This is a genomic window from Amycolatopsis sp. M39 (assembly GCF_001651785.1).
Lineage (GTDB): Bacteria > Actinomycetota > Actinomycetes > Mycobacteriales > Pseudonocardiaceae > Amycolatopsis > Amycolatopsis rubida.
The window spans coordinates 1-26996 of sequence record NZ_LWSF01000021.1 but is presented as its reverse complement, the minus strand read 5'-3'; the positions used below and the strand labels follow the sequence as shown (position 1 = coordinate 26996).

29 protein-coding genes are annotated in these 26996 nt (G+C 69.8%); 25 read left to right on the top strand and 4 right to left on the bottom strand.

Annotation, left to right across the window (positions count from 1 at the left end):
* Window positions 1-1794, bottom strand: coding sequence for an ABC transporter ATP-binding protein (locus A4R44_RS32640; protein ID WP_067589210.1), 1794 nt, complete (start codon window positions 1792-1794; stop codon window positions 1-3).
* A gap of 209 nt (window positions 1795-2003) precedes the next feature.
* On the opposite strand from A4R44_RS32640, the gene ffh reads away from it, so the two are divergent.
* From ffh to A4R44_RS32550, 19 genes are all read left to right on the top strand, one after another.
* Window positions 2004-3545 (top strand): signal recognition particle protein, encoded by a 1542-nt coding sequence (gene ffh, locus A4R44_RS32635; protein WP_067589207.1) that lies wholly within the window; start codon window positions 2004-2006, stop codon window positions 3543-3545.
* Window positions 3542-4615, top strand: coding sequence for an amidohydrolase family protein (locus A4R44_RS32630; protein WP_067589205.1), 1074 nt, complete (start codon window positions 3542-3544; stop codon window positions 4613-4615). Before ffh ends, A4R44_RS32630 begins: the two co-directional genes overlap by 4 nt.
* A gap of 75 nt (window positions 4616-4690) precedes the next feature.
* Window positions 4691-5413, top strand: coding sequence for a CPBP family intramembrane glutamic endopeptidase (locus A4R44_RS32625; protein ID WP_067589203.1), 723 nt, complete (start codon window positions 4691-4693; stop codon window positions 5411-5413).
* Between the two features lie 88 nt (window positions 5414-5501).
* A complete protein-coding gene (locus tag A4R44_RS32620; RefSeq protein ID WP_067589201.1) occupies window positions 5502-6293 on the top strand; it encodes a type II CAAX endopeptidase family protein in 792 nt (263 codons plus the stop codon).
* A 188-nt stretch (window positions 6294-6481) separates the two neighbouring features.
* Window positions 6482-6925, top strand: coding sequence for a 30S ribosomal protein S16 (rpsP, locus tag A4R44_RS32615; protein WP_009074451.1), 444 nt, complete (start codon window positions 6482-6484; stop codon window positions 6923-6925).
* The gene (locus tag A4R44_RS32610; protein WP_003103110.1) at window positions 6922-7161 is read left to right on the top strand and encodes an RNA-binding protein; all 240 of its coding nucleotides are present in this window, start codon (window positions 6922-6924) and stop codon (window positions 7159-7161) included. Before rpsP ends, A4R44_RS32610 begins: the two co-directional genes overlap by 4 nt.
* Window positions 7162-7186: 25 nt before the next feature.
* Window positions 7187-7702, top strand: coding sequence for a ribosome maturation factor RimM (gene rimM / locus A4R44_RS32605; RefSeq protein ID WP_067589199.1), 516 nt, complete (start codon window positions 7187-7189; stop codon window positions 7700-7702).
* Window positions 7703-7712: 10 nt separating this feature from the next.
* A complete protein-coding gene (locus A4R44_RS32600; protein WP_067589197.1) occupies window positions 7713-8420 on the top strand; it encodes a hypothetical protein in 708 nt (235 codons plus the stop codon).
* Between the two features lie 4 nt (window positions 8421-8424).
* Entirely contained in the window at window positions 8425-9171 is a 747-nt protein-coding gene (gene trmD, locus A4R44_RS32595; RefSeq protein ID WP_067589195.1) for a tRNA (guanosine(37)-N1)-methyltransferase TrmD, read from the top strand.
* A 197-nt stretch (window positions 9172-9368) separates the two neighbouring features.
* Entirely contained in the window at window positions 9369-9737 is a 369-nt protein-coding gene (gene rplS / locus A4R44_RS32590) for a 50S ribosomal protein L19 (protein ID WP_067589193.1), read from the top strand.
* Between the two features lie 31 nt (window positions 9738-9768).
* A complete protein-coding gene (gene lepB, locus A4R44_RS32585; protein ID WP_067589191.1) occupies window positions 9769-10695 on the top strand; it encodes a signal peptidase I in 927 nt (308 codons plus the stop codon).
* Between the two features lie 95 nt (window positions 10696-10790).
* Window positions 10791-11579: a ribonuclease HII gene (locus tag A4R44_RS32580; protein ID WP_067589189.1), complete on the top strand. Its 789-nt coding sequence runs from the start codon at window positions 10791-10793 to the stop codon at window positions 11577-11579.
* Window positions 11576-11899 (top strand): DUF2469 domain-containing protein, encoded by a 324-nt coding sequence (locus A4R44_RS32575; protein WP_003096226.1) that lies wholly within the window; start codon window positions 11576-11578, stop codon window positions 11897-11899. The genes A4R44_RS32580 and A4R44_RS32575 overlap by 4 nt, the downstream gene beginning before the upstream one ends.
* 242 nt (window positions 11900-12141) lie before the next feature.
* Window positions 12142-12522 carry a YraN family protein gene (locus A4R44_RS32570; RefSeq protein ID WP_067589494.1) on the top strand — a complete coding sequence of 127 codons (381 nt, stop codon included), beginning with the start codon at window positions 12142-12144 and terminating at the stop codon, window positions 12520-12522.
* Window positions 12522-14033: a YifB family Mg chelatase-like AAA ATPase gene (locus tag A4R44_RS32565; RefSeq protein WP_067589187.1), complete on the top strand. Its 1512-nt coding sequence runs from the start codon at window positions 12522-12524 to the stop codon at window positions 14031-14033. Before A4R44_RS32570 ends, A4R44_RS32565 begins: the two co-directional genes overlap by 1 nt.
* Before the next feature lie 572 nt (window positions 14034-14605).
* The gene (locus A4R44_RS49445) at window positions 14606-14821 is read left to right on the top strand and encodes a hypothetical protein (RefSeq protein ID WP_143132630.1); all 216 of its coding nucleotides are present in this window, start codon (window positions 14606-14608) and stop codon (window positions 14819-14821) included.
* Window positions 14818-15990: a DNA-processing protein DprA gene (gene dprA / locus A4R44_RS32560; protein WP_067589185.1), complete on the top strand. Its 1173-nt coding sequence runs from the start codon at window positions 14818-14820 to the stop codon at window positions 15988-15990. The genes A4R44_RS49445 and dprA overlap by 4 nt, the downstream gene beginning before the upstream one ends.
* Window positions 15991-16041: 51 nt before the next feature.
* Entirely contained in the window at window positions 16042-17061 is a 1020-nt protein-coding gene (locus tag A4R44_RS32555) for a tyrosine recombinase XerC (RefSeq protein WP_067589183.1), read from the top strand.
* On the top strand, window positions 17036-18019 hold the full coding sequence (locus A4R44_RS32550; RefSeq protein ID WP_093576980.1) for a FliA/WhiG family RNA polymerase sigma factor: 984 nt from the start codon (window positions 17036-17038) through the stop codon (window positions 18017-18019). Before A4R44_RS32555 ends, A4R44_RS32550 begins: the two co-directional genes overlap by 26 nt.
* 190 nt (window positions 18020-18209) lie before the next feature.
* On the opposite strand, the gene A4R44_RS51050 is transcribed toward A4R44_RS32550, so the two are convergent.
* A complete protein-coding gene (locus A4R44_RS51050) occupies window positions 18210-18686 on the bottom strand; it encodes a murein hydrolase activator EnvC (protein WP_232791889.1) in 477 nt (158 codons plus the stop codon).
* A gap of 1301 nt (window positions 18687-19987) precedes the next feature.
* Between A4R44_RS51050 and rpsB the strand changes: the two genes are divergently transcribed.
* The 5 genes from rpsB (at window position 19988) to A4R44_RS32520 (ending at window position 24542) form a co-directional block, all read left to right on the top strand.
* Window positions 19988-20908, top strand: coding sequence for a 30S ribosomal protein S2 (gene rpsB / locus A4R44_RS32540; protein ID WP_067589181.1), 921 nt, complete (start codon window positions 19988-19990; stop codon window positions 20906-20908).
* 82 nt (window positions 20909-20990) lie between these two features.
* Window positions 20991-21806 carry a translation elongation factor Ts gene (gene tsf, locus A4R44_RS32535; protein WP_067589176.1) on the top strand — a complete coding sequence of 272 codons (816 nt, stop codon included), beginning with the start codon at window positions 20991-20993 and terminating at the stop codon, window positions 21804-21806.
* A 96-nt stretch (window positions 21807-21902) separates the two neighbouring features.
* On the top strand, window positions 21903-22649 hold the full coding sequence (gene pyrH, locus A4R44_RS32530; protein WP_067589173.1) for a UMP kinase: 747 nt from the start codon (window positions 21903-21905) through the stop codon (window positions 22647-22649).
* 49 nt (window positions 22650-22698) lie between these two features.
* The gene (gene frr, locus A4R44_RS32525) at window positions 22699-23256 is read left to right on the top strand and encodes a ribosome recycling factor (protein ID WP_067589171.1); all 558 of its coding nucleotides are present in this window, start codon (window positions 22699-22701) and stop codon (window positions 23254-23256) included.
* A gap of 305 nt (window positions 23257-23561) precedes the next feature.
* On the top strand, window positions 23562-24542 hold the full coding sequence (locus tag A4R44_RS32520; RefSeq protein WP_369805985.1) for a phosphatidate cytidylyltransferase: 981 nt from the start codon (window positions 23562-23564) through the stop codon (window positions 24540-24542).
* 4 nt (window positions 24543-24546) lie between these two features.
* On the opposite strand, the gene A4R44_RS32515 is transcribed toward A4R44_RS32520, so the two are convergent.
* Complete coding sequence (locus A4R44_RS32515; RefSeq protein ID WP_067589167.1) at window positions 24547-25389, bottom strand: VOC family protein; 843 nt, start codon at window positions 25387-25389, stop codon at window positions 24547-24549.
* 109 nt (window positions 25390-25498) lie between these two features.
* Here A4R44_RS32515 and A4R44_RS32510 point away from each other — a divergent pair, with 109 nt between their 5' ends.
* Entirely contained in the window at window positions 25499-26332 is an 834-nt protein-coding gene (locus A4R44_RS32510; protein WP_067589166.1) for a class I SAM-dependent methyltransferase, read from the top strand.
* Here the strand turns inward: A4R44_RS32510 and A4R44_RS32505 are convergent.
* Window positions 26257-26937 carry a PadR family transcriptional regulator gene (locus A4R44_RS32505; RefSeq protein ID WP_198545526.1) on the bottom strand — a complete coding sequence of 227 codons (681 nt, stop codon included), beginning with the start codon at window positions 26935-26937 and terminating at the stop codon, window positions 26257-26259. The genes A4R44_RS32510 and A4R44_RS32505 overlap by 76 nt on opposite strands.
* Between the last annotated feature and the right edge of the window lie 59 nt (window positions 26938-26996).

The window sequence follows — 26996 nt, the reverse complement described above, 5'->3', positions numbered from 1 at the left end:
TTAGGCGGTTTCTCCCCGCACCAGCGCGGCGTACCTGCCGTCCGAGGCGAGCAGCTCCGCGTGCGTCCCCCGCTCGACGATCCGTCCCGCGTCCAGCACCGCGATCTGGTCCGCATGCTCCACAGTGGACAGACGGTGTGCGATCGCGATCGTCGTGCGGCCCGCGGCGAGCCGGTCCAGTTCCGCCTGCACCGCCCGTTCCGTGCGGTTGTCCAGCGAACTCGTCGCCTCGTCCAGGATCAGCACCGGCGGATTGCGCAGCAGGATCCGCGCGATCGCCATCCGCTGCTTCTCCCCGCCGGAGAACCGGTAGCCGCGTTCCCCGACCACGGTGTCGTACCCCTCCGGCAGCGCGGCCAGCGTGTCGTGGATGTGCGCGGCCTTCGCGGCGTTCTCCAGTTCCTCGTCGGTGGCGTCCGGCTTCGCGAACCGCAGGTTCTCCCGCACCGAGGCGTGGAACAGATACGTCTCCTGCGACACCAGCCCGACTCCGGTGGCCAGCGACGCGAGCGTGACGTCCCGGACGTCCGTCCCGTCCACGCACACCTTTCCCTCAGTCACCTCATACAGCCGAGCGACCAGGTAAGCGAGCGTCGTCTTCCCCGAACCCGTCGACCCGACCAGCGCCGTCGTGGTCCCCGCGGGCACGTCGAGATCGATGTCGCGCAGCGTCCACGGGCCTTCGTCGTCGTAACGGAACGACACCCCGCGCATCGAAACCGCCCCGCCGCTCGGACGCAGCGTCCGCGCGCCCGGCTGGTCGTCGATCTCCACCGGCAGATCGAGCACCTCGAAGATCCGCCCGAACAACGCCTTCGCCGACGAGACGTTCTGGCCCACCGTCTGCATCGCCGTCGCGGGCGCGAGCAGCCGGTTCAACATGCTGGTGAAGGCGACGGCCGTGCCCAGCGAGATCGGTGCCGCGCCACCCGCGAGTTCCAGCCCGGCCGCCCAGTAGACCAGCGCCGGGATGATCGTCAGGCTCATCGTCCGCGCCGCCCGCTGCCACCGCCCGGCCAGCGCGGCACTGCGTTCCAGCGCCGCGACCTCGCGCGATTCCTCGGCGAACCGGTCGCGCATCAGCTTCGCGTTGCCCATCGTCTTGGCCAGCAGCACGCCGGTGACCGACAGCGATTCCTCGACGATCGTGGTCAGCCGCGCCATCCGCCGCGTCCGGCCGCGGGCGAGCTTGCGCTGCTTGCCGCCGAGGCGCAGCGTGAACAGCAGGAACAACGGCACGACGACCAGCGACAACAGCGCCAGCTGCCAGTCCATGACCAGGATCGCCACCGCGATCGCCAGCGCCGTGGTGCCGTTCTGCACGATCGAAGCGGCGGTCCCGGTCACGACGTTGTCCACGCCGCCGATGTCGTTGAACACCCGCGACAGCACCTCGCCGGTCTTGGTCCGGGTGTAGAAGCCCAGCGACATCCGCTGCAGATGGCTGTACACCGCGACCCGCAGCTCGTTCATCACCCGCTGGCCGATGGTGTTGGACAGCCCGGTGGTCCGCACGCTCAGCGCGCCGGACCCCAGCGCGGCGGCGATCATCCCGGCCGCCAGCAGGCTGACCAGCAGGACGTCGCGGTGCGGCAGCGCGTCGTCCAGCATCTCGCGCAGCAGGAACGGCGAGGTGACGCCCAGCCCGGCCTGCACGACCAGCAGCGCGCCCAGCCCGGCCAGCGCCCGCCGGTGCGGCCGGAACAGGCCCGCGATGCGGCGGAACGGGACCTGTTCGTCCTCGTCTCCTGCCGGTTCGGCGAGCGTCGGACGCCGGGCAGTAGCTGATGTCATACGCCTATGTTTACTTAATCGCCGACGCTGGTCGAGCGGTTTTCGCGTGGTTGAGGTGTTGTCATCCGGTCAATTAATACGTGTACGCGTAGTACCCTCCCCGTACCCGTGAAGGCCGGGCGGCCGGGGCGGCTACCCTCGGAAGATGCCGGGGGTGCCGAGCGCCGCCCGGCACGCGAACTTTCGACCCAGCTGGAGCGTGCACCCCCGTGTTCGACACCCTCTCCGATCGGCTCACCTCGGCCCTGCAGTCGCTCTCGCGCAAGGGCAGGCTGTCCGACGCCGACATCGACGCCACCGCGCGCGAGATCCGCATCGCGCTGCTGGAAGCGGACGTCGCGCTCCCGGTGGTCAAGGCGTTCATCGCGAAGATCAAGGACCGGGCGAAGGGCGCCGAGGTCTCCCAGGCGCTGAACCCGGCACAGCAGGTCGTGAAGATCGTCAACGAGGAGCTCGTCGGCATCCTCGGCGGCGAGACGCGGCGGCTGAACCTGGCCAAGAACCCGCCGTCGGTGATCATGCTCGCCGGTCTCCAGGGCGCGGGCAAGACGACACTGGCCGGCAAGCTGGCGATGTGGCTGAAGAAGCAGGGCCACGCGCCGATGCTGGTCGCCTGTGACCTCCAGCGGCCGAACGCGGTCAACCAGCTGCAGATCGTCGGCGAGCGCGCGGGCGTCACCACGTTCGCGCCGGAGCCGGGCAACGGCGTCGGCGACCCGGTCGACGTCGCCCGCCGCGCCATCGAAGAGGCCAAGCACGCGCAGCACGACATCGTCGTGGTCGACACCGCCGGTCGCCTGGGTGTCGACGAAGAGCTGATGAAGCAGGCCGCGGACATCCGCGAGGCCGTGCAGCCGGACGAAGTCCTGTTCGTGGTCGACGCGATGATCGGTCAGGACGCGGTCACCACGGCCGAGGCGTTCCGCGACGGCGTCGGCTTCACCGGCGTGGTGCTCACGAAGCTCGACGGCGACGCCCGCGGTGGTGCCGCGCTGTCCGTCCGCGAGGTCACCGGCCAGCCCATCCTCTTCGCGTCCAACGGCGAGAAACTCGAAGACTTCGACACGTTCCACCCGGACCGGATGGCCTCGCGCATCCTGGGCATGGGCGACGTGCTGACCCTGATCGAGCAGGCCGAACAGCACTTCGACCAGGAGCAGGCCGAACAGGCCGCGCAGAAGCTCACCAGCGGGCAGCTCACGCTGGAGGACTTCCTCGAGCAGATGCTCGCCGTGCGCAAGATGGGCCCGATCGGCAACCTGCTCGGCATGCTGCCCGGCGCGGGCCAGATGAAAGACCAGCTCGCCGCGGTCGACGACAAGCAGCTCGACCGGCTCCAGGCGATCATCCGCGGCATGACGCCCGCCGAGCGCGCCGACCCGAAGATGATCAACGGCTCGCGCAGGCTGCGCATCGCGAACGGTTCGGGCGTGACCGTCCGCGAGGTCAACGACCTGGTCAACCGCTTCTTCGAGGCGCGCAAGATGATGGCGCAGATGGCGGGCCGGTTCGGCTTCGGCGGCGGAGGCGGCGGGAGCAAGAACCGCAAGGGCAAGAAGGGGAAGAAGGGCAAGAAGGGCCCCACGCAGCCGAAGATGCGCGGCGGGATGCCCGGCGGCATGCCGATGCTGCCCCCCGGCGGCGGGATGCCCGGCGGGATGCCGGACCTGTCCCAGCTCGGCGGCATGAACGACGTGCCCGGTTTCGACCCGTCCAAGTTCAAGCTGCCGAAGGACCCGAAGAACAATTGAGCCCGCTGCACCTCTCCGGCACCGTCCTGCCCGACGGCGAACCGCGTGACCTCTGGATCCAGGACGGAAAGCTGTCGTTCGAGCCGGTTCCCGGCGCGGAAACGCTGTCCGCGGGCGGATTCGTGGTCCCCGGGCTCGTCGACGCGCACTGCCACCCGGGCCTCGGCCCGCACGGCGGACTGTCGGTGGCGGATGCGGCGGACCAGGCCGCGACCGACCGCGACGCGGGCACCCTGCTGATCCGCGACTGCGGCCTGCCGCTCGACGTCCGGCCGCTGCAATCCCGCGCCGACCTGCCCACGATCATCCGCTGCGGACGCCATCTGGCGCTGCCGAAGCGGTACATCCCCGGCTTCGCGATCGAACTGGACGACCCGGCCCTGCTGCCCGAAGCAGTCGCCGAACAGGCCCGCGACGGCGACGGCTGGGTCAAGCTCGTAGGCGACTGGATCGACCGCGGCCAAGGCGACCTCGCCCCGCTCTGGCCGGACGATGTACTGACCGAAGCCATCCGCATCGCCCACGACCTCGGCGCGCGCGTCACCGCGCACGTGTTCGGCGAAGCAGCGCTGCCAGGCTTGATCGGCGCAGGCATCGACTGTCTTGAGCACGGCACCGCACTGTCGTCAGACCAGCTCACCGAACTCGCGCGCCGCGACGTCGCGTTGGTGCCCACGCTCATCAACATCGAGAACTTCCCGGGCATCGCGGACAAGGCAGGCAAGTACCCGACGTACGCGGCCCACATGCGCGCACTGCACGCCGGTGTGGCTGACATGGTGTCCTCGGCCGTCGAAGCGGGCGTACGCGTCTTCGCGGGCACGGACGCGGGCGGCATGGTCGAGCACGGCCGTATCGCCGACGAAGTCGAAGCGCTCCACCGCGCGGGGATGTCGCGTACGCAGGCTCTCGCAAGCGCTTCCTGGGAAGCGCGCGAATGGCTGGGCCATCCCGGCATCGAACACGGCGCCCCGGCCGACCTGATCGTTTACGCCGACGACCCGCGCGCCGACTTGGCCGCGCTGCACCACCCGACCCACATCGTTCTGGGCGGCACCGTCTTCCACTGACCCCCGCTTCGCCGCCTGCAACCTCTGCGCGACCCCGCCTCGACGCGCCACACCACAGGCACATAGCGTGAACCTGTGGCCGAAGACGGTGGGGGAAAGCGAGTTCTGGGCGCCCATTGGGCATTCGCCGCGTTCTTTTTCGGAGTAGCCGGCTACTACCTCGTCACCCTCCTCACCGCGGCCGCGTTCAACCGGCACGTCGGCGACGACGACCCGGTCGAGGCGTACGCGGGACCGTTGCTGCTGCTGGCGTTCCTGCCGAACCTGATCCTCGGCCTCGGCCCGGCGATCGCCTCGCTGCGATACGGCTCCGGTCCCGAACGCGACTTCGGGCTCCGCACCCGGGGCCGCGACCTCCGCATCGGCCTCGCCTGCGGCCTGCTCGCGCTCGTCGCCGGCTTCGTGCTGAACGCCGCCGAAATCGCGGTCTTCGGCGGCGACGAGGTGTCCGACAGCCCGCTCACCGACCTGCCCGACGTGTCCGGCGGCAGCCCGGTCTGGCTCATCGCGACCGCGCTGGTGCTGGTGATCGCCGTCCCGCTCACCGAGGAACTGCTGCTGCGCGGGGCGCTGTGGAACGCCCTGCTGCACTACAAGATCCCGCCGTGGGTGGTGCTCGTGCTCACCTCGTTGATGTTCGCGCTGCTGCACGGCGAGACCACGCGCACGATCGCGCTGTTCGGCCAGGGTCTCGTCCTCGGGCTGGCGCGGCACTATTCCGGCCGGACCTCGGCGAGCGTGCTCGCGCACGCGGCCAACAACCTGCCGCCGGCCGTCCTTCTCTTCATCGGGCATTGAGGGAAACCGGTGACCGGTCGAGTACTGTGCGAAACCATTTCGGCCGCTAGGCTCGACCAGTGAGCAGAGCGAGCACGGGGAGGCGGGCGTGACCACATCACAGCCCCGTGAACCTTTCTCCCGTGCGCTCTCCCCGGAGGACTTCGTGGCCGAACCGACCGCGTTCCCGGCACATCGCTGGGGATTCGGGGCGTTCCTGCTGGTCGAGGCGGTGCTGCTGGCGTCGGCCGCGTTCATCGGCGCACTGGCCGGGCCGACCGCTCCGGGCAGGCCGCTGCCGATCAGCACAGTGCTGCTCGGCACGATGCTGCCCACCATGATCGCCGCGGGCGCCGCGGTGCTGATCACCGTCGTGCGCGGCAACGGCCCGAAGCTCGACCTGCGGCTCGAATGGCGCTGGCCGGACGTCTGGACCGGGCTCAAATTCGGCATGCTCGGCCTCCTGCTCACCTCGCTGAGCGCCTACGTGTGGACCGAGCTGGTCGGCTCGGCGGACGCGACGTCGGCGATCAGCGCGCTGGTCGACGACCGCAAGATGTCCGTACCCGCCGCCGCGGTGATGTTCGGCTACCTGTGGCTGCTCGGGCCGATCTGCGAGGAGATCATCTACCGCGGCCTGCTCTGGGGCGCGGTGGAACGGCTGCAGTGGCGCAGCGAGCGCTGGGGCCGGGTCGCCGCGTTCCTGCTGTCCACCGCGGTCTTCGCGGCCAGCCACCTGGAACCGCTGCGCACCACGTTGCTGCTGGTGATCTCCATCCCGATCGGGCTGGCCCGGCTGTCCACCGGACGGCTGGCGGGCAGCGTCGTCGCGCACGCGGTCAACAACTTCCTGCCCGCGGTCGCGATCCTGCTCGGCGCGCTCGGCGTCGCGTCCTTCTGAGGCCCCTGCGGGCGTCCGAGGGAGCCCCTGCGCAGGCACAACGACGGCATCTGGCAGAATGTTCGCTTGCCCGCTTCCGCCGGACCCTCTCGCCGTGTGGAAGCTCCTGACCTCCGGGCGCCGCAAGCCTGTCCCCACGGGTTCGGCGCGCGCCCCGCACCACACAGCACTGAGGAGTACCCACACCCGTGGCCGTCAAGATCAAGCTGCAGCGCCTCGGCAAGATCCGTGCGCCGTACTACCGCATCATCATCGCCGACGCGCGCACCCGCCGGGACGGCAAGGCCATCGAGACGATCGGCAAGTACCACCCGAAGGAAGAGCCGAGCTTCATCGAGGTCGACACCGAGCGGGCGCAGTACTGGCTGGGCGTCGGCGCGCAGCCGACCGAGCCGGTCCAGCGCATCCTCGAGATCACCGGCGACTGGCAGAAGTTCAAGGGCCTGCCGGGCGCCGAGGGCACCCTGAAGGTGGCCGAGCCGAAGCCGTCCAAGCAGGACCTGTTCAACGCGGCGCTGGCCGCGGCCGGCGAGGAGCCCTCCACCGAGGCCGTCACGCCGAAGAAGAAGTCGGCCCCGAAGAAGGCCGAGGCCGAGAAGGCGGAAGCCGCTGAGGGCGAGAAGTCCGAGTGAGCTTCCTCGCCGACTCCCTCGAGCACCTGGTGCGCGGGATCGTCGACAACCCGGACGAGGTCCGGGTCGAGCTGCTGACCACGCGTCGTGGCCGCACGCTTGAGGTGCACGTCCACCCCGACGATCTCGGCAAGGTGATCGGCCGGGGCGGGCGCACCGCGACCGCTCTGCGCACCGTGATGGGCGGCATCGGCGGCCGAGGCGTCCGCGTGGACGTCGTCGACACCGATCGCTGACCCGGATTCTCGGAAACGGTCAGATATGGACGTCGTAGTCGGCCGTATCGCGAAGGCGCACGGCATCCGCGGCGAGCTCGCGGTCGACGTGCGCACGGATTCGCCGCAGCAGCGGTTCGCGATCGGTGCGGCCGTCACGACGAAGCTGCGCGACGGCAGCACGAGAGAACTCACCATCGCAGCCGCCCGCGAACACAGCGGGCGGCTGCTGGTGCGTTTCGAGGAAGTTCTCACGCGCGACGTCGCGGAAGCCCTGCGCGGCGCCCTGCTGCTGGCGGACACGGACACTTTGCCGCCCACCGGAGACCCGGACGAGTTCTACGACCACGAGCTGGCCGGCCTGCGCGCCGAGCTGGCCGACGGGACGGTCGTGGGCAAGGTCGTCGAGGTGGTCCACTCGCCTGCCGGGGAACTGCTCGAACTCGATCACGACGGACGCTCGATGTTGGTACCTTTCGTCCGCGCCATCGTTCCGGTGGTGGATGTCGCGGGGGGCCGGGTCGTGCTCGATCCGCCCGAAGGCCTCCTCGACGCCGGCTGAGGGGGAGTTCGTGAAGTTCTGGGCGAAGGCTGCCTTCGCAGCCGTTCTGGCCACCGCTTTCGCCGCGCCGCCCGCGCAGGCCGCTTCGCCGGTGTACGGCGACTTTTCGCTGATGTTCCAGCGCAGCGCCGGCCAGTACGCGCCGCCGGGAGAGAAGGCGTTCCAGTGGGCATGGTCGCCGCAATCGGCCACCGAATCGCAGATCACCTGGGGCGACCCGGTCACCTGGCCGCCCGCGACCGCCGAGCACTTCGTCCGCTCGGGCGACTGGGTGCTGATCGACGGCTGGGACGGCAACGGCACGTACTACTCGGAGCGGGTCACCGAAGAGTCCGTGTGCACCGGCTCCGCCTGTACGCCGATCCCGTCCGACGGCGGCCGCCAGCACTACGTGCGCTGGACCGTGCCGTCCACCGACTACCGGCTCGTCGCGCGCGGAACGATCACCGAGCAGAGTTCGGGCAAGGTCGTCCACTTCGAGCATCTGCAGACCTGGGGCGCGCCCGCTCCGTGCTCGAACGCCCGCTTCGGGGCGCGCACCTGCATCACGCAGACCGAGACCTGGTCGGACGACAACGGGCTGCCCGCTGGGTCGCCGGTCCGCCAGACGCTGCACCGCAGCATCAAGATCGCTAAGGGGCTCGGCATGGCCTTCGCGATCGACCAGGACGTCCCGAGCCCGTGGCACGCCGAGGCCACCGAGTACTGGAACTGGTAACCGCTTGCGCATCGACGTCGTCACCATTTTCCCCGAGTACCTCGACCCGCTGCGCGCCGCGCTGCTGGGCCGGGCGATCGACCGCGGCCTCATCGAGGTCGGTGTGCACGACCTGCGCGACTGGACCCACGACGTGCACCGCGCGGTCGACGACGCGCCGTACGGCGGCGGCCCCGGCATGGTCATGAAGCCGCAGATCTGGGGCCCGGCCCTGGACGACGTGTGCGGCGAAGGCACCCGGCTCGTGGTCCCGACCCCGGCGGGCAAACCGTTCACCCAGGAGCTGGCGCACGCCTACGCCGAGGAAAAGCACCTGGTGTTCGCCTGCGGCCGCTACGAGGGCATCGACCAGCGGGTCGTGGACGACGCGGCCCGCCGGATGCCGGTCGACGAGGTCTCGATCGGGGACTACGTGCTGGTCGGCGGCGAGGCCGCGGTGCTGGTGATGGTCGAGGCCGTGGTCCGGCTGCTGCCGGGCGTGCTCGGCAACGCCCGGTCGGCGGCCGAGGACTCGTTCTCCGACGGCCTGCTCGAAGGCCCCAGCTACACCCGCCCGGAGGTGTGGCGCGACCTGCCGGTGCCGGACGTGCTGCGCTCGGGCAACCACGCGCTCATCGACCGCTGGCGGCGCGACCAGGCGCTGGAGCGCACCGCGCTCCGGCGGCCGGATCTGCTGGCCCAACTGCCGGAAGGCAGCCTGGACAAGCGGGACCGCGAGGTGCTCGAAGGGCTGGACGACCAGCCCGGATAGGCCCCGTGCGAGGTCTCCGGGGGCCTCTGCCATAATGGATTGGTTGGCGTGACGCGTCATTTTGTACTTTGGCCACCGGTCGAAGCGAGAAGCCGCGAAGCCAGCCGTGAATGCCATCAGCCCCGGGCTAGTCGCAGTGAACTCCACTGCGCGCTCAAGCTGTACGTAAGCCACACGAATACGAGGACGGACCACCGATGAACACCCTGGACGCGCTGGACGCGCAGTCACTGCGTTCCGACATCCCGGCCTTCCGCCCCGGCGACACGCTCAAGGTGCACGTCCGCGTCATCGAGGGCAACCGCGAGCGCAACCAGGTCTTCCAGGGCGTCGTGATCCGCCGGCACGGCGGCGGCGTCCGGGAGACCTTCACCGTCCGCAAGGTCTCGTTCGGCGTCGGTGTCGAGCGCACCTTCCCGGTGCACTCGCCGAACGTGGCCGAGATCGAGGTCTTCAAGCGCGGCGACGTGCGCCGGGCGAAGCTGTACTACCTGCGCGAGCTGCGCGGCAAGAAGGCCAAGATCAAGGAGCGCCGCGAGAACCGCGAGACCACCTCTGCCCGCTGAGTGGCGAGTCGGTTACCGGTAGCCTGGCGACGTGGTCGAACCTGTGTCGCGGAACGCCGATGAGGACGGCCCCGAACGCCCGGACGAGGACCAGGAACGGTCCGGCGGGCGTCGGGGGTCGCACCGGCGAGGCAAGTCCTCGAAAAAGCGGTCGTTCTGGAAGGAACTGCCGATCCTGATCGTGATCGCCCTGGTGCTCACGATCGTGATTCAGGCGTTCCTCGCGAAGGTCTACATGATCCCCTCGGGATCGATGGAGGCCACGCTGCACGGCTGCCCCGGGTGTACCGGCGACCGGATCCTGGTCGACCGCGTCACCTACGACTTCACCGACCCCTCGCCGGGGGACGTGATCGTGTTCAAGGGCCCGCCCGCGTGGACCGAGAACGAGATCGCACCGCAGGAGTCGAGCAACATCGTCGTGCGCGCGCTGCGCGGTCTCGGCTCGCTGGTCGGCTTCGCGCCGCCGGACGAGCGGGACTTCGTCAAGCGCGTCATCGCCACCGGTGGCCAGACCGTCCAGTGCTGCGACGACCGCAACCGGGTGATCGTCGACGGCAAGGCCCTCGACGAGCCCTACATCCACTGGGAAGACAAGAACCACCCCGTTCAGGAGTCGTTCGCCCCGGTGAAGGTCCCGCAGGGCGCGCTCTGGGTGATGGGCGACAACCGCAACAACTCCGCCGACTCGCGTTATCAGGGCGGCGGCGGACCCAACGGTGCCGTGCCGGTCGACGACGTCATCGGCAAGGCCCGCATCATCGTGCTGCCGCCGGGCCGCTGGGGCGGGATCTCGGACCACAATCCGCAGGAGAACGCCCAGCCGGTCGCGCTCGGCGCGCCCGCCTGGCAGCAAGGGCTGCCGCTCGGCATCGGCTTCGCCACCGCGGTGCCGACGCTCTTCGTCGGACGCCGGTTGAAGGCAGGCCTCCGCAAGGCGGCCGGCCGGAGACGTTGAGCGGTGCGCTCCGTCGTCCGCGACTCCCGGGTGGTGTTCCGGTGACTCTTCCTCCTCCCCGTACGCCGGCAGAACCGCCGCGCCCGCCGCGTGCTGTGGTGCGCGGCGAGCTGTTCTGGGGTCTGCAAGGCGCACTCGAACGACGCGGCCTCGGCCCGGTCGCCGGGGTCGATGAAGCCGGTGCCGGAGCTTGCGCTGGCCCCCTCGTGGTGGCTTCGTGCGTGCTCCGTCCGGGCGACGGCGCACGATTGCCCGAGCTGACCGATTCGAAGATGCTCACCGCGAAGGCCCGGGACCGGGTGTACGACCGGGTCCTGCACCGCGCCCTCGACTACTCGGTGATCGTCATTCCTTCCGAGCAGGTGGACCTGCTCGGCATCCGGGTGATGAACCTGGAGGGCATGCGCCGCGCCGTCGCCGGTCTGCGCACCCATCCCGGGTACGTCCTCACCGACGGCTTCCCGGTTCCCGGCATTCCCGCGCCGAATGTCGCGGTGATCAAGGGAGACCGCAGCGTCGCGAGCATCGCGGCGGCGTCGGTCCTGGCGAAGGTGACGAGGGACCGGATCATGGCCGGCCTGCACGAAGAGTTGCCGGCGTACGGCTTCGACGTGCACAAGGGCTACAGCACCTCGGACCATCTGGCTGCGCTGAGTGAGCACGGCCCGAGCCCGGTGCACCGCTGGTCCTACACGAATGTCGCCACCGTCGCCCTCGCGCACGGACTCACTGCGCCGCATCCGGTCGTGCTCACCTACGCTGCACTGGAGAATGCCCTGGAAAAAGCGGGCGGGCCGGTCCGTGCCCCGGGCCGCTCGGTGGGTAAGAATGAACGCTCCGCCGCCGGAGCAGGACGAACGCGAGGAGGGGCGCGGATTTCATGAGCGCAGAGGATCTCGAGAAGTACGAGACCGAGATGGAGCTCTCGCTGTACCGCGAGTACCGCGACATAGTGGGCCAGTTCTCGTACGTGGTGGAGACCGAGCGGCGGTTCTACCTGGCCAACGCGGTGGACGTCCAGGTCCGCGACGGCGGCGGCGAGGTGTACTTCGAGGTGCGCATGTCGGACGCCTGGGTGTGGGACATGTACCGCCCCGCCCGGTTCGTCAAGCACGTCCGGGTCATCACGTTCAAGGACGTCAACGTCGAAGAACTCGACAAACCCGACCTGCGGCTTCCCGAGGACGGCCCGTTCTCGGGCTGATCCCCGTTTTTTCGCCACGAGGCCACCCGGCACTTGCCCGGGTGGCCTTCGTCGTTCTCCGCCCCCCGCACACCGCACCGACAATCCGCCTGGATTTCTCCCCCGCGGACCAGCGCTGATCCACAACCTGCGGGTTATCCACAGCTGCGCTGAATCCCCCTGGCGCCGTGTTTGGTCACGCTGCGATCGTTACAGCACACGCACCGTGATCGGCGGTGCTCACGCTGTCCGAGGGGGACACCATGAACGACGGCCCGCACCCCGGCGCGGCCTGGCGCCGGACGTTCGGCCGCTGGGGCGAGGATCTCGCCGCCCGGCATCTCCAGGCCGCCGGCATGGTCCTGCTCAGCCGGAACTGGCATTGTCGCGAGGGCGAGTTGGACCTGGTCCTCTCCGAGGGCGACCGGGTGATCTTCTGCGAGGTCAAAACCCGCTCCAGCACCGAATACGGCACGCCGGCCGAGTCGGTGACACCGGACAAGATCGACCGCGTCCACCGGGCCGCCATGCGCTGGCTCAAGGAACATCGAGTCGGCTGGTGCCGCATCCGCTACGACGTCGTGACCGTCTACGCCCCCGATGGCGTAGAGCCGGTCGTCCGGCACCTGGCGGGTGCTTTCTGATGCCACACGCCAAAACCTGGTCCGTCGCCTTGCTCGGCATCGAAGGCCGCGTAGTAGAAATCGAAGCCGATCTAGGCGGCGGCCTGAGCCGGGTCACCCTGGTCGGCCTGCCTGACGCTGGCCTCCGCGAGGCGAAAGACCGAGTCCGCTCCGCAGTCCGCAACTCCGGCCAATCCTGGCCCGACGGCAAAATCACCTTGGCCCTGTCTCCCGCCAATCTGCCCAAAATGGGCTCCGGCTACGACCTGGGCATCGCCGCCGCCGTCCTGGCCGCCATCGGCGCCGTCCCAGCCCGGAAACTCCTGCACACCATCTTGCTGGGAGAACTGGCTTTGGACGGCCGAATCCGCCCCGTCCGCGGCGTCCTCCCCGGCCTGCTGGCGGCCAAAGCCGCAGGCCACGAACGCGCCGTAGTACCCACCGAGTCCTTGGTCGAAGCCGCCCTGGTCGACGGCCTGGAAGTCTCCGGGGTAACCCGCCTGGCCGAACTGATCGCCTGGCTCAAAGACGAAGCCGACCTAGAACTCCCCGCCGCTCCCACAGCGGCCGCGCCCGCGGAAGTCCCCGACCTGGCCGACGTAGTAGGTCAGCCAGAAGCCAGGTGGGCCCTGGAAGTCGCCGCAGCAGGCGGCCACCACCTCCTGCTCACCGGTCCACCCGGCGTCGGCAAAAGCATGCTCGCCAGACGCCTCCCCGGCCTGCTGCCGGATCTCGCCCCGGCCGAATCCCTGGAAGTAACCGCCATCCACTCGGTCGACGGCTCCCTCTCAAAGTCATCGCCCCTGGTAACCGTCCCGCCCTTCGTCGCCCCACACCACTCGATCAGCCCACCAGCCCTCATCGGCGGCGGCACCGGCCTGGCCGCTCCCGGTGCCATCAGCCGGGCACACCGAGGCGTGCTTTTCCTGGACGAGGCCTGCGAATTCGGCAACCAGCGCCTCGACTCGCTCCGCACCGTCATGGAAGAAGGCGAAGTCCGCATCGCCCGTGCCAAAGGCGTCGTCTGCTATCCCGCCCAGTTCCAACTGGTCCTGGCCACCAACCCCTGCCCCTGCGCCCCACCGCGCGAAACCGACTGCACCTGCTCGGTCACCACCCGCCGCCGCTACCTGTCGCGCCTTTCGGGCCCACTCCTGGACCGAGTAGACCTCCGCGTCCGCCTACGCCCCCTAACCGCGATCTCCGCCCACCAATCCACCGCCCCCGAACCGTCCTCGACCGTCCGAGCCCGGGTCCTAGCCGCCCGCGACCGAGCCAAACACCGCTGGCACGAACACGGCTGGCTGTCCAACACCGAAGTCCCGGGCCCCGTCCTGCGCCGAGATTTCGCCCTGCCGCCGCCCGCCACCGCAGTCCTGGACCGAGCCCTGGACCGCGGTTTATTGACCGCCCGAGGAGCCGACAGATGCCTGCGCATCGCCTGGACCCTTGCCGACCTGGCCGCCCTGCCCCAACCCGACACCGACCACGTCACCGCGGCCCTGGACTTCCGAGAACGCAAAACCGGCTGACCCGCCCCGAAGGCCGTCCCGCACGCTGCCCCCCACAAGCCCCTCGCTCGGCGGACGGCCCGAAACCCCGCGGGCATCAGCTCTCGCCGGGCAAATGGCCCGACTGCGGCAAGCGGTTCTGGCACCTGCTCAGCCGTGCCCGGCGACCCTTCCCCCGCTGCGGCCGTGTGCGCTGACCGCGGCGAACGCCCCGAATTCAACCCGGTACCCGCTCCCCGATGTCCGGACCAGATGTCCTGACTCCCGGACGAGCAAGCCTCCCTCCAGCCCTCCAGCCCGGCAGCCTGTGTCCCAGTCCCAGCCCTAGCCCTAGCCCCAGCCCTAGCCCCAGCCCCAGCCCTAGCCCTAGCCCTAGCCCCAGCCCTAGCCCCAGCCTCAGGCCGAGTCCGAGCCCCAGCCTCAGTCCCAGTCCCAGTCCGAGTCCCAGCCTCAGTCCGAGTCCCAGCCTCAGGCCGAGCCCCAGCCCCAGCCCCAGCCTCAGTCCGAGCCCCGAGCCCCGAGCCCCGAGCCTGTGTTCTAAGCCCCGGACCGGCAAACCTGCCCGTCCGGAACCCCGGCGAAAGGAAAGCACCATGTCCAACCGAGCCATCCCGTCCTCGTCCCAGCGCACCCGGCACCGCAGGCCGAAGACGCCGCAGCACAAGATCGCCCGGCATCTGCATCCGGTCCGCCGCCGGGAAGTCCGCCCCGAACACGACCCGGTCCGGGTCCGAGAACGGTTGGCGCTGCATCGGCACCTTGCCGTTGTCCGCCCCGAAAATCCCAGTGGCCGAAGAGGTGCGGCGTGAGCGTCGCCGTCGAGGACCAGACCACGGCGACCGATTCAGAACGGCTCGCCCGCGCGTATCTGCTCGGCGTCGCTGAACCACCGGCACCGCACCTGCTGGAGTTCGTCGGCGAACACGGCCCGGTCGCGGCCGCCGGGCGCGTCCAGGCCGGGGACTGTCCCGAAAAGGTGCTTCGCGAAACGGCCGCGCGGCGGGAATCCACGATCGCGGAACAAGATCTTGAGGAAGCCGCCAAAGCCGGTGCCCGGCTCGTGGTCCCCGAAGACCACGAATGGCCCGCGTGGCCACTGCTCTCGCTTGCGGTAGCAACGGGAAACGGCGTGAAGCACGTGGCGGCACCGCTCGGGCTCTGGGTGCGCGGCGACGTGAGCCTGGCCGAAGTCGCGGACCGCGCGGTAGCGGTCGTCGGCGCTCGGATGGCCACGGACTACGGTCTGCACAACGCCGTCGAGATCGGCCACGCCTTGGCAGCCCGCCAAGTACCGGTCTTCTCCGGTGCCGCCCTGGGCATCGACGCTGCCGCGCACCGAGGCGCGCTCAGCGGCGGTGGGGTCACGGTTGCGCTGCTCGGCTGTGCGGTCGACTATGCCTATCCCGCGGGAAACAGCGACTTGTTGAACCGCATCGTCGCCGAGGGCGGCGCGATCGTCAGCGAGTACGCACCGAAGACCCCGCCCGCGCGACATCGATTTCTGGTGCGAAACCGTCTTATAGCAGGTCTTACCGACGGCACAGTCGTTGTAGAGGCCGGAATTCGTAGCGGTGCGCGCAACACTGCCACTATCGCGGGTGCGCTTGGCAAGGTCGTGATGGCGTTGCCGGGATCAGTGCATTCGGGCAGTTCAGCCGGTTGCCACGCGTTGATCCGGGACTGCAAGGCCACGTTGGTCACCTCAGTCGACGAGGTGCTCGAAACCGTGGGCCGATTCGGCACCGCGGCTCCGGCCGCTGAGCCGAACCGGCGGCCCACGGACAATCTCGGCCCGGAGGCGGCGCGGGTCTACGACGCGCTGCTTCCCCGGGCGGGCAGGGCTCCGGAAGAGGTCGCGGAAAGCGCTGGGGTGCCCGTTTCCCGAGTTCGCGCCTTGTTGCCCGCACTGGAAATCGACGGCTTCGCGGTGCGCGGCGAGACCGGTTGGCGGCAGATCGTCCGAACGGCCATCCGATGATGGGCGTGGCGATGCTTGACCAATGGCGATGGTTCGCGCAGCGTAACCGCCATGCCGTCAGCGAGTGCACGCAAGGACGCGGTCCCGCGTCCCGGTGGACACCGGAAACGTCCGCCACGACCCGATCTTCGGGCACTTCGCGCCGAATTGCCGGAGTCCGCCGAATCGGTGGTGGCCGGTTACGAACGGCATCTGTCGCTGGAGCGTGGGCTGTCGCCGCACACCGTGCGCGCGTACGTCGGCGACGTCGTTTCGCTGTTGGCGTTCCTGACCGTGGGGGAGGGCGACCGTCCCGCGCGGAGCTTTGAGGACTTGGACGTCACGCAGCTGCGCGCGTGGCTCGCGGGGCAGCGCTCGGACGGCGCCGGGCGCACCACCCTCGCGCGCCGCGCCGCGGCTGCGCGCACGTTCACGGCTTGGGCGCACCGCACCGGTTTGCTGGAGTCGGACCCGGGCGGCCGGCTTGCCGCGCCGCGCACGCACCGGACCTTGCCCGGCGTGCTCCGTGCCGAGCAGGCTGACGCGCTCATGGACGCCTCCGCGAAAGGGGCAGCCGAACGGGATCCGGTCGCTCTGCGTGACCGCGCAGTGGTCGAATTGCTGTACGCAACCGGCATTCGGGTGTCGGAGCTGTGCGGACTAGACGTCGGCAGCGTGGACTTTTCCCGCCGCGTGGTTTCGGTGGTGGGCAAGGGGGACAAGGAGCGGACAGTTCCGTTCGGCGTCCCGGCGGCCGGGGCGCTGACCGCGTGGCTGGAGGACGGACGGCCCGCGCTGGCTGGGGAAACGCCGCTGACGGCGCTTTTCCTGGGCGTTCGCGGCAAGCGCCTCGACCCGCGCGCGGCGCGCCGGGTGGTGCACGAGGCGGTGGCCGCGGTGCCGGGCGCAACGGACATGGGGCCGCACGGGCTAAGGCATTCCGCCGCGACGCATCTGCTCGAAGGAGGTGCCGATCTCAGGAGCGTTCAGGAACTGCTTGGTCACGCTACGCTGGCCACGACCCAGCTCTACACTCATGTGACCGTCGATCGGCTGAAGGCGATCCATGACCGAGCACACCCGCGGGCCTGAAGAGGCCGGCGGCGGCTCGGCCGGGGACGGCAGGGCCGAACCGCCGGCGCACGCGCATCCGCACGAGCACGGAGACCACACTGAGCAGCACGCCGAGAACGACCGTGCAATGACTTCCACGTCGCAGGTCACGGAAGCCGGGGCGGAACGCCCCGGCGTGCAGGACGCCGTCAACGGGGACGGTCGTCCTGGTCAGGACGTCGACGCGGGGATTCAGGCGCTGTGGCAGCAGTTCGCCGACAAACCGGACCAGACGTCGCGCGACCGGCTGGTGCTGCACTACGCACCGCTGGTGAAGTACGTCGCGGGCCGGGTCGGCACCGGTCTGCCGACGCACGTAGACGTCGGCGACCTCGTGCAGTCGGGCATTTTCGGGCTGGTCGACGCGATCGAGAAGTTCGACCCGGAACGCGGCCTGCGCTTCGAAACGTACGCGATGCAACGCATCCGGGGCGCCATCCTGGACGACCTGCGCTCCCAGGACTGGGTCCCGCGCGCGGTGCGCAGCAAGGCGAAGGAAACGGCCCGCGCCCTGGAACGCCTCGGCGCCCGTCTGCACCGAACCCCGACCGACGCCGAACTCGCCGGCGAAATGGGCATCAGCCTCGACGACCTGCGCGATTTCTACGGCCAGCTCCGCCTCACCAGCGTGGTGGCGCTGGAAGACCTTGTCGCCGCGGGCAAAGACGCCGGCTCGCTGGTCGACACCCTCCCCGACGACGGCGCGGTCGACCCGGTGGCCGTCCTCGTGGACCAGGACAACCGCCGCCAGCTCGCCGAAGCCATCGCGCAGCTGACCGAGCGGGACAAGATCGTGGTGAGCCTCTACTACTTCGAGAGCCTGACCCTGGCGGAAATCGGCAAGGTCCTCGGAGTCACGGAATCCCGGGTGAGCCAGCTGCACACCCGTGCGGTGATGCGGCTGCGCGCCAAGCTGATGGAGCAACCCAGCGGCTGACCCGCGGATCCGCGACCGGTGCGCGGGCGATTGCCTTGGCCGCAAGGCTGTCCGGTGCAGGGGTTCTCACACGCGGAGCGTGCATGGGCGCGGTCGGAGCGGACCAGGTTCGGTATGGCAGCGGCTTGAGCCTATCGACCTCCTTCGGATCGATCAGCCGGCAGCGGGCGGGGCGGCGGCTGCGTTGGTGTCACGGGCCTTCGGCCCACGGCTTGAGGCGTACCCGGCTGGGGGTGCCGACCAAGGCGAGCGGGTCGATGTATTCCGTGCCGCGGCGGGCTCCCCAGTGCAGGCAGGCGGCGGTCGGGCAGCCGGGGTGGCCTGGGGCGGCGGTTCCCAAAGGCTGGCCGCGGTAGATCTGGTCTCCGGCGGCGACTGCCGGGGTGATCGGGAGGTAGGTCGTGTGGAGGCCGCCGTCGTGGTCTACGGCGACCACTCCTCGGCCTGCGACCTGACCGGCGAAGACCACCACTCCCATGTCCGCGGCCAGCACCTGTTGCCCGGCGGCGGCTTCCAGGTCTACGCCTCGGTGGCCTGGACCGAACGGGGTCGCGGGCGGTTCGAAGTCGCGGGTGACGTGCGGGCGGGGCGTCAGAGGCCAGGCCAGGCGGCCGGGTTCTTCCGGAACGGGCTGGCGGGGCGCGGCGTCGGCTCGCGAGTGGAGCAGGGCTGCCGAGCCTGCGGACAGGGTCAAGACTGTCGCCAGGATCAGCCACGTTCGGGTGATGTTTCTGCGGCCGCGGAGGCTGAACGGCGGGAGTTCGCCGCCTGCTCCGGCCAGCCGCAGGGGCGGGTGGCCCCAGCTGAAATCGCAGGGCAGGGAGATTCGGATCCGCGGCGGGAGAACGACGGTCCCTGGGCGGGGTGGGCGGATGAGCCGACGTGAGGCGAAGAGGGCGTAGCGGCTGGCAGCATTCGCGGCGGAGGTCGCGCGGGTCCAAGCGCGGCGGAGTGTGGCGCGGATTCTCGGCGGTCTGGCGGGCGGTCTGCGGTGACGGCCGCTTCGAGGGAGCGAGTGCGCCGGGACGGCGGGCGGGATCGTGTCGTCCTGGCTCAGGAGGGCGGCTGCGGGTGGGTGCCGAGTGAGCAGAGCGGTGGTTGCCAGGACCACCGGGTGAGGCGTTTCCGGCGCTGTCGCTGCCGATCCTGCCTCTGACCGCGTCGAGCCTGCTGACCGCGTCGACCCCGTCGAGCCTGCCGACCGCGTCGACCCCGTCGAGCCTGCCGACCGCGTCGAGCCTGCCGACCGCGTCGAGCCTGCCGACCCCGTCGAGCCCGCCGACCACACCGACGACGGATCGAGCGACGACGGATTCAGCGGGGGACCGGATTGGCTGCTCGCCTCTCTGTCCCGGCGAGGAACAGGGGAGGGCGTTGAGCTGGTCGTGCTCGGCGTCGAGGGCGAATGCAGCGGGGGAGCCGTGCGGGAATCGGCGGGGCAAGCTGCGGCGGCAGCGGGCGAAGGGGCCGGCGTCGAGGGCGAACGCAACGGGGCAGTCGCAGGAGAATCGGCGGTGCGGGAAGCAGCGGCGGTAACGGGAAAAGATCGCGTAGTGGTCATGTCCCCATCCTCAGCCACCGACCGACGAAACTCCGCTGCTCGGCGCTAGTTGTCCACAGGCGGACACAGTTGTGGACAACCCCGGGCCGGGCGAAGGCTGCCCGCAGGGGCGGGCCTGGTGGCAGGGGGTAGAATCAATCCCGCAGCCCGCTCGCTGGGCTGACTTCGCGTGCACGTGCGCGCGTCCCCGGACGGGCCGTTTCTGGCGGGAACCCGGACGGAGGGGCGCACGGTGTCCGGCGGTCCCTGGGGTTTCGCGTTACCGAACCCACGGGTCCGGGCATCGGCTACGGCACCAGGGCTCACGACCTCCCGGTCGCGGGCGACTAACCGGAACAGCGCCCCCGCGGGCGGATCGAAAACCGACAGCGGGAGCGCGCGACTACAGAGAAGGTGTGATTCCGGCAATGGCCGTCGTCACCATGAAGCAGCTGCTCGACAGCGGCGTGCACTTCGGGCACCAGACCCGTCGGTGGAACCCGAAGATGAAGCGCTACATCTTCACCGAGCGCAACGGCATCTACATCATCGACCTGCAGCAGACGCTGACGTACATCGACCGTGCGTTCGAGTTCATCAAGGAAACCGTCGCGCACGGCGGCACCATCATGTTCGTCGGCACGAAGAAGCAGGCTCAGGAAGCGATCGCCAACGAGGCCGCGCGCGTGGGCATGCCCTACGTGAACCAGCGCTGGCTCGGCGGCATGCTGACCAACTTCCAGACCGTCCACAAGCGCCTTCTCCGCCTGAAGGAGCTCGAAGCCCAGGAGCAGACCGGCGGCTTCACCGGCCTGACCAAGCGCGAGATCCTCACGCTGACCCGCGAGAAGGACAAGCTCGAGAAGACCCTGGGCGGCATCCGGGACATGGCCAAGGTGCCGTCCGCGGTGTGGATCGTCGACACCAAGAAGGAGCACATCGCCGTCGGCGAGGCTCGCAAGCTCAACATCCCGGTCGTCGCGATCCTCGACACCAACTGCGACCCGGACGAGGTCGACTACCCGATCCCGGGCAACGACGACGCGATCCGTTCCGCCGCGCTGCTGACGAAGGTCGTCGCCGAGGCCGCCGCGGCCGGGCTGATGGCCCGTTCCGGCCGCAACGGCGCCTCGGCCGACGCGAAGCCGGAGACCGGTGCTTCGGACGAGCCGCTGGCCGAGTGGGAGAAGGAGCTCCTCGCGGGCTCGGAGACCGCTGCCGCCGACGCGACCGCTGCCGCTGACGCGACCGAGGCCGCCGCGGCGACTGAGACCGCCGTCGCGACCGAGGCCGCCGCCGCGACTGAGACCGCGGAAGCGACCGGCGAGCAGGCTCCGGCCAACTCCTGATCCACCCCGTCCGGGCGGTCCGCGCAGGGCCGCCCGGACGGCGCTCACCGCACACGTACCTGAAACGGACGGATTCAACACGATGGCGAACTACACCGCCGCTGACGTGAAGCGCCTGCGCGAGATGACCGGCGCGGGCATGATGGACTGCAAGAAGGCCCTCGAAGAGAACGACGGCGACTTCGAGAAGGCTGTCGAGTTCCTGCGCATCAAGGGTGCCAAGGACGTCGGCAAGCGCGCCGAGCGTGCCACCGCCGAGGGCCTGGTCGCCGGTGACGGCGGCGTCATGATCGAGCTCGACTCGGAGACCGACTTCGTCGCCAAGAACGACGACTTCCAGCAGCTCGCGGCGAAGATCGTCGAGACCGCGAAGGCGCTGAAGTCCAGCGACGTCGAGGCGCTGAAGGCCGCCGACCTGGACGGCAAGCCGGTCAACGAGGTCGTGCAGGAGCTGTCGGCCCGCATCGGCGAGAAGCTCGAGCTGCGCCGCGTGGTGTCGTTCGAGGGCAAGACCGCGACCTACCTGCACCGCCGCGGCTCCGACCTCCCGCCCGCAGTCGGCGTGCTGGTCGAGTTCACCGGCGACGACACCGACGCCGCCCGCGGCGCCGCGATGCAGGTCGCCGCGCTGCGCGCGAAGTACCTGACCCGCGAGGAGGTGCCGGCCGAGATCATCGAGAACGAGCGCCGCATCGCCGAGCAGACCGCCCGCGAGGAAGGCAAGCCCGAGCAGGCGCTGCCGAAGATCATCGAGGGCAAGGTCAACGCGTACTACAAGGACAACGTGCTGCTTGAGCAGCCGTCGGTCAAGGACAACAAGAAGACCGTCAAGGCCCTGCTCGACGAGGCCGGCGTGACCCTGACCCGGTTCGCCCGGTTCGAGGTCGGACAGGCCTGAGCGAGGCACTGGGACTAGATTCTGGCACTGTGCCCCGTCTCCGCGCATCGGGGACGGGGCACAGTCGGGTCTACCGAGGGGCAGGAGGCGACAGACATGGGTGAGGACCGGGTCAAGGGCGGATACCGCCGGGTGCTGCTGAAACTGGGCGGCGAGATGTTCGGCGGCGGCGCGGTGGGCGTCGACCCCGACGTCGTGCACTCCGTCGCCCAGCAGATCGCCGACGTCGCGCGCACCGGAGTGCAGATCGCGGTGGTGATCGGCGGCGGCAACTATTTCCGCGGCGCGGAGCTGTCCCAGCGCGGCATGGACCGCGACCGCGCCGACTACATGGCGATGCTCGGCACCGTGATGAACTGCCTCGCGCTGCAGGACTTCCTCGAAAAGGAAGGCCTCCCGACCCGCGTGCAGACTGCGATCACGATGGGCCAGGTCGCCGAGCCCTACATCCCGCGCCGCGCGGAACGGCACCTGGAAAAGGGCCGCGTCGTCATCTTCGGCGCCGGCGTCGGCATGCCGTACTTCTCCACCGACACCGCCGCCGCGCAGCGCGCGCTCGAACTCGGCTGCGAAGCCGTGCTGATGGCGAAGGCCGTGGACGGCGTCTACACCGCGGACCCGAAGACCGACCCGGACGCGAAGATGTTCACCGAGATCAGCCACCGCGAGGTGCTTGAGCGCGGACTCAAGGTCGCCGACGCAACCGCGTTCAGCCTCTGCATGGACAACAAGATGCCGATCATCGTGTTCAACCTGCTCACCGAGGGCAACATCGCCCGCGCGGTGGGCGGTGAGAGGATCGGCACGCTGGTCTCGACCCCCGCCGACGAGGCGTCCGCCTAGACCTGCTGGGATCAAGCTCAGGTCCGACCACACAACACCGGGAGTAGCCGTGATCGACGAGACCCTCCTCGACGCCGAGGAGAAGATGGAAAAAGCGGTGTCCGTCGCGAAGGAAGACCTCACGTCGGTGCGCACCGGGCGGGCCAACCCGTCGATGTTCTCCCGCATCGTCGTCGAGTACTACGGTGCGCCGACCCCGCTGAACCAGCTGGCCAGCGTCAATGTGCCGGAGGCCCGGATGGCGCTGATCAAGCCCTACGACCAGACGCAGCTGAACGCCATCGAGAAGGCGATCCGCGAGTCCGACCTCGGCGTCAACCCGAGCAACGACGGCAACGTCATCCGCATCGTCATCCCGCAGCTCACCGAGGAGCGGCGCAAGGAGATGGTGAAGGTCGCCAAGGGCAAGGGCGAGGACGCCCGCGTCTCGATCCGCAGCGTCCGCCGCAAGGCCAAGGAAGAACTCGACCGCATCGCGAAGGACGGCGAAGCGGGCGAGGACGAGGTCGCGCGCGCCGAGAAGGAGCTGCAGAACCTCACCGACACCTACGTGCACCAGGTCGACGAGCTGGTGAAACACAAGGAAGCCGAGCTGCTCGAGGTCTGATGAGCCAGGTGAGCGAGGAACGCGACGAGCGGGTGAGCGACACCCCGCCACCGGGCCCGGCCGCCGAGCCGGACCCGGTTTCGCGGCTGGAACCGGCTCCGGAAACCCCTGCTGGGCAGCGAAAATCGGACTCCGCGACGAATGCGCGCGCGGAATCCGGTGCTGCGGCAGGGAATCACGCGGAATCCGGGGACGGGTCGGCGAAGGGTGCGAAAGGCGTTCCTGCGGGCGGACTGGCGAAGAGTGCGGAGGCTGCGTCCAAGGGCGGGTCGGCGAAGGGCACGAAAGGCGCGGCTGAGGGCGGGTTGGCCGAAGGCGTGAAAGCCGCGTCCGAGGGCAAGGCGGCGAAGGGCGCTCAAGGCGGGCCGGGCGAAGGCGCGAAAGGCGTTCCCGCGAGCAAGTCGGCGAACGGCGGGCCTGCCGCGTCCGGGGGCGGTCCGGAGACCAGCGGGAAGGCCGAACCGGAGAAGAAGGCATCCCGGGCCGGGCGCAACCTTCCCGCGGCGATCGGCGTCGGGCTGCTGCTCGGGGCCGCGATCATCGTTTCCCTGCTCACCGTCCGGTTCATTTTCATCGGGGTCATCGCCGCCGCGATCGCGGTCGGCACGTTCGAGTTCTCCGGCGTGCTGCGCCGGGTCGCGGACACCAGGGTCGCGCTGATCCCGGTGCTCGTCGGCGGGCAGGCGATGATCTGGCTGGCCTGGCCGTTCGGCCGGGAAGGCGCGCTCACCGCGTTCGTGCTCACCGTGCTCGCCTGCCTGCTGTGGCGGTTGCCCGGCGGTGCGAAGGGCTACGTGCGCGACGTCAGCGCTTCCGTTTTCGCCGCCGCGTACCTGCCGTTGTTCGGCGCGTTCGCGGCCATGCTCGTGCCGCCGCACGACGGTGTCGGGCGCGTGCTCACGTTCCTGATCGGCGTCGTTGCCTCCGACACCGGCGGCTACATCGCCGGCGTGCTCGGCGGCAAGCACCCGATGGCGCCCACGATCAGCCCGAAGAAGTCCTGGGAGGGCTTCGCCGGTTCGATGGTCGCGGGCATCGTCGCGGGCGTGCTCACGATCAGCCTGATGCTGGACGGCCACGCCTGGCAGGGCGTCATCTTCGGTGCGGCCATCGTGCTCACCGCGACGCTCGGCGACCTCGTCGAATCGCTCATCAAACGTGACCTCGGCATCAAGGACATGGGCACGCTGCTGCCCGGCCACGGCGGCATCATGGACCGCCTCGACTCGCTGCTGCCCTCGGCCGTCGTGTCGTGGCTGCTGCTGTCGGCCTTCGTCCCGGCTTGAGTTCTCAGTCGTCGTACGGGTCGTCGACCTCGGCGCGGCCCACGTCTTCCAGCACTCGCGAGTGGTCGATCACCGCGAACACCGCGCCGTCCGGATCGGCGAGGATCGCGGTGCGGCCGAACGGGGTGTCGTACGGCTCGATCACGACCGAACCGCCCAGCATCAGCGCTTCGCCCGCCGCCGCGTCCGCGCCGCGCGCCGGGTCGATCTCGAAGTACACGAGCCAGTGCGGGGGAGTGTCCCGGCGGTACTCGGGACCCATCGTGTAGCGGTAGAGCACTGCCGTGTGCTCAATGGAATATTCGGAATAGTCAACGCTTTCGCCGTCGCCGACCTGACGGTTCGAGTAGTTGAACAGCTTGGTGTAGAAGTGATCCGCGGCCACGCCGTCGTGCGTGTTGAGGTCCGCGCCGCTGAAGGTGTTGGGCACGCCGCCCGCGAACTGCCAGTCCGGCGGGGCTTCCCAGAACACCACCGGCGCGCCGCACGCGTCGATCGCGTGCAGGATGCTCCCCCGCTCGGGAATCGCGATCGGCCCGAGCGTCACCTGGCCGCCGAGATGCTCGACCCATTCGGCCGCGCTGTCGGTGTGCGGCACCGCGAGGTGCAGTGTCCAGCCGGGCGCGCTGCGGGCTCCGGCCTGGTAAAGGCCGCTGGCGGGAACCCCCTCGCTCGACCCGATCGAGTACCGCCCGGTCGGCGACGCCGGATCGCGCCGGGTTTCGTATTCCCAGCCGAAAAGCCGGGTGTAGAAGTCCTGGGTCCGGGCTTCGTCGCGGCACGCCACCTCCACCCAGCAGGGCAGGCCTGCCGGGAGCGTGCGGGCGAGTTGCCAGTCGGTCGACATCGCGTTCTCCTCCCCGAGAGGGTGAAGTCTATTCGGCCGAGCGGCGTTCTACGCTCTGAGCGGGAAAGATGTCGCGCCCGTCGGGGCCCCTGGACCGGAGAGGAGTCCTGTGCGCTGGTTGTTCCGCGGTCCGGCGGCGTCCGGAGAAGTCGTTCCCAGCCCGAACATCTGGTACTACCAACACGTTTACGACGTGGAGAACCGGGCGCAGGACGCGGACGGCGAGATCTGGCGCGTACTGCGCGAAGAGCGCGACTGGACCGGTCTCGACGTTCTCGATCTCGGCTGCGGTGACGGATACCACTTGCCGCTTTTCGCCGCGGACGCGCGATCGGTGCTCGGAATCGAACCGCACCCGCCGCTCGCGCGGGACGCGGAGCGACGGGTGCGGGATCTGGAGAACGTGCGAGTCCGCGTGGGACGAGCGCAGCGGTTGCCGGCGGACGACGCCAGTGTGGACATCGTGCACGCGCGCACCGCGTATTTCTTCGGCCCTGGATGCGAACCGGGACTGCGCGAAGCGGAACGGGTGCTGCGGCCCGGAGGATCGATCATGATTGTCGACCTCGACGTGGCCAGCGAGCCGTACGGCGGGTGGATGCGGGCGGATTTGCCGCACTACGACCCGCCTGCGGTGGAACGGTTCTTCGCCGCGCACGGCTTCAACTGCCGGCGCGTACGCACGCGTTGGCGCTTCGCGGATTTCGCCGCGGCGGAATCAGTGTTGAAGATCGAGTTCAGCGCGAAGGTCGCGCAGCGGGCGATCGCTGACACGCGCCGCTTGAACCCGGGATCGGGCGAGGTGACGCTGCCGGTGGGTTATCGCGTGCACTGCCGCGTCAAACCCACCGGCCTCGTCCTGCCCGGTCACTCGGCTGCCTCTCCGGACTCGGCCGAAGCCGGAGAGTCTTCGGAGTCCTCGACCTCGCCGAGGATCGAGTAGATCGACCGGCGTGCCTCGTTGAGTACGTCCACCGCGCGGGACTGCTGGGTCTCGCTGCCCGCGCGCATCACCTGCACGACGGCCGCGGCGAGCGTCGCGCCTGCCTTGCGCAGGTCGTGCTCGACCGGTTCGACGTCGTCGGTGAAGTGCTCCCACGGCGGCGTGCCGGTCTGCTGCTCGGCGGTGGCGCGGCCCTCGTCGGTGAGTTCGAAGAGCTTCTTCCCGCTCTCGTCGCGGCTCACGACCAGGCCCTCGTCGGCCAGCATCTGCAGGGTCGGGTAGATCGAGCCGGGGCTGGGCCTCCAGAACCCGCCGCTGCGCTCGCCGATCTCGCGGATGATCTCGTACCCGTGCCGCGGCTGTTCCGCGAGCAGGGTGAGAATCGCCGCCCGCACGTCGCCGCGCCGGCCGCGCCGGGAGCCCCGGCGTCCGCCGCCCGGACCGTGGCCGCGGCGTCCGCGACCGCCGGGCCCGAAGGCGAACTCGCCGAATTCCCGGCCCCAGGGGCCGAACGAGGACCGTCCGCGCTCTTCGTGCTCTCCGTGTTCGTGATGTCCGCCGGGGAACGAGTGCCCGCCGGGGAAGGGGTGTCGTCGTCGGTTCATGGTCTTGGTTTCCTAATCGGTAGTAGGGGTGTTTCTTCCGGCTCGTGACGCGGGTCGGT